The following is a 2462-nucleotide window of genomic DNA, read 5'->3' on the forward strand; positions in this document are numbered from 1 at the left end:
TCTGGCTCTCAACGTCGCCCAAGCCCACCCGGACACGACAGTCTCCCTGCGCGGCAAGCTCAAGCGCGCCGGATGGAACGATGCATTCCTCTTCGAACTCCTCGGCCACATGCGATAGCCCTGCCCCGCAGGGGGAGGGAGCCTGACTGGCGTGCGTCCCTCACGATGAGGCGCTGAAATCACAAGACAATTCCGAAATCGACCGACCTCTTCCAACCTTCAGCTAGCTCGATTTCCAAATCCGGCGAGCCCTTTCGCCGCTGCTCCTGCTTCCTCCCGCCACGTACTCATCACGCCATGCCGGAGGACACCCGTGACCCGTCGAAAGCTCATTCTCATCCTCGCCGCCACATCAGCCCTCGGTGCGCTCGGCTGGTCCGCCGCCCGCGCCCGCGACGTGCCGAAAGTGGCGACCGGATTTGTCGCCAACATCGTCTGCTCCGAAACCTTTGTCAGCGGGCTCGATCCGAAGCGAAACCTGGCCGAGACCACCGACGCGATGCCGGGGGCCGGCCTGATCACCTGGGCGATGGACACCGAGGTCGACCTTGATCGCAAGGACGTCACAGTGACGCTGTTCGGGCTCGGCCGCAGCCATGCGGTCTATCGCGAGGGGTTCGGCTGCACGCTCGACCACGGCGCGGTGCTCGCCGATGGCCCGCTGCCGCCTTCGAGGCCGCAAGCTGCATCGCTGCCCGAGATCGCGGGTCCTGCACTCGTCGCGCCACAAAGCCCGCAGCTTGTGGCCGCGCTCGATCGCGCCTTTGCCGAGCCGGCGGAGCCGCCGTTTCGGCGTACCCGCGCTGTCGTCGTGATGAAGGACGGTCGCATCGTCGCCGAGCGCTACGCCGACGGCATCGGCATCGAGACGCCGCTACTCGGCTTCTCCATGAGCAAGTCGGCGATCTCGGCCCTGATCGGAATCCTCGTCCGCGAAGGCAGGCTGACGCGCGACCAGCCGGTCCCGATCGCTGCCTGGCGGAATCCCGACGATCCGCGCCATGCGATCACCGTCGACGAGCTGCTGCGCCACACCGCGGGCCTTGCTCTCGGCAGCTCGCTGCAGGCGTCCCTGGCGTCCGTGCTCGAGCCGGTCAACCGCATGAAGTTCATGGAGCCGGACATGGCCGCGTATGCCGAGAGCATTCCGCTCGAGACCGCCCCGGGCACGGCGTGGAATTATCACGACGGCAATTTCATCATCCTCTCGCATCTGATTCGCAACGCGGCCGGTGGTCACGCCGCCGATGTGATGCGCTTTGCACGTCGGGAGTTGTTCGGTCCGCTCGGCATGCGCAATGTCGTGATGCAGTTCGATGCTGCGGGCACCCCGGAAGGATCGGGCGCGATGATGGCGAGCGCACGCGACTGGGCGCGTCTTGGCCAGCTCTACCTCAATGACGGGATGGCCGGCGACAAGCGCATCCTGCCCGAAGGCTGGGTCAAGTACTCCGCATCGCCGACGCCGAACGCCTGGGTCGGCATCGGCGCGGGCTTCTGGACCAATCTCGGCGACAGCTTTGGCGCCAACTACCGTGTCAAGCACGGCTGGCCGCGCGACGCCTTCTTCGCCAAGGGCACGATCGGGCAGTATGTCGTGATCGTGCCGTCACAGCACCTCGTCATCGTACGGCTCGGCCGCTCGCCGAATATGCCGCCGCAGGCGGACGGCGTCTTCGATCTGGTCCGTGATGTCGTCACGGCGACGTCGATGGGCGTACGGCTCGCGGGCGGCAATTGACGGAGACGTCACACACCACCCGCGCGATCGTGAATTGAATCTCGGCCTCCGGAATTTTCCGATGCCGTGGCGCATCTCGCAGGAGGTGCGCCACGTTCTCTAAGATCGCCTCAGCCGGAGACCATCATGCCGAAAGCCTACTGGATCGTGCACGTCACGGTGCACGATGAAGCCCGTTATCCCGAATATCTCGCCGCCGCGATGCCGGTATTCGCCAGATACGGCGCCCATTTCATCGTGCGCAACGGCCCGTATGAGGTGATGGAAGGCGCGACGCGCCAGCGCAATTTCGTCATCGAGTTCAGGGATCGCGCCACCGCGATGGAATGCTACACCTGTCCCGACTATCAGGCCGCGAAAGCGATCCGGCAGAAATACTCGGACGGGGATTTTGTGATCATTGATGGAGCGGAGTAGGCTTTCCGTCATTCCGGGGCGCGCGAAGCACATGCGCGGGTGATGACACCGGGTGGTGTGACGCCTTGAATCGACAACCATCCTCATCGTCGTCCCGGCGAAGGCCGGGACCCATGACCCCGAATGCGCATTGTTGCGCGAGGCTGGGGCCGCAGCTCACTCTCACAACGCAACCCTGTGGTTATGGGTCCCTTGGGTTCACGACACAAGTGCAACACCTGCTAGGGTGTTGTGGCGATGGGACAATGTTATGGCCAGCTCAGCCTTGAAGAGCGCGTTGAGATTTACCGCCTGCATGCAGGCG

The 2462-nt window shown here is 64.5% G+C and carries 2 protein-coding genes and 1 pseudogene; all 3 read left to right on the forward strand.

What is annotated here, in order from left to right; all coding sequences use genetic code 11:
- Window positions 1-118: pseudogene (locus tag AC066Y_RS43110) on the forward strand (ISAs1 family transposase); the annotation flags it as partial.
- 195 nt (window positions 119-313) lie between these two features.
- The gene (locus AC066Y_RS43115) at window positions 314-1741 is read left to right on the forward strand and encodes a serine hydrolase domain-containing protein (protein ID WP_478279119.1); all 1428 of its coding nucleotides are present in this window, start codon (window positions 314-316) and stop codon (window positions 1739-1741) included.
- 126 nt (window positions 1742-1867) lie between these two features.
- The gene (locus AC066Y_RS43120) at window positions 1868-2158 is read left to right on the forward strand and encodes a DUF1330 domain-containing protein (RefSeq protein WP_478279120.1); all 291 of its coding nucleotides are present in this window, start codon (window positions 1868-1870) and stop codon (window positions 2156-2158) included.
- The last annotated feature ends 304 nt before the right edge of the window (window positions 2159-2462 follow it).

This window comes from Bradyrhizobium sp. USDA3010 (assembly GCF_056429065.1).

Bases quoted from the DNA above. Each gene is read 5' to 3' on its own strand.
- AC066Y_RS43120 (WP_478279120.1), top strand. From the start codon at position 1,868: ATGCCGAAAGCCTACTGGATCGTGCACGTCACGGTGCACGATGAAGCC.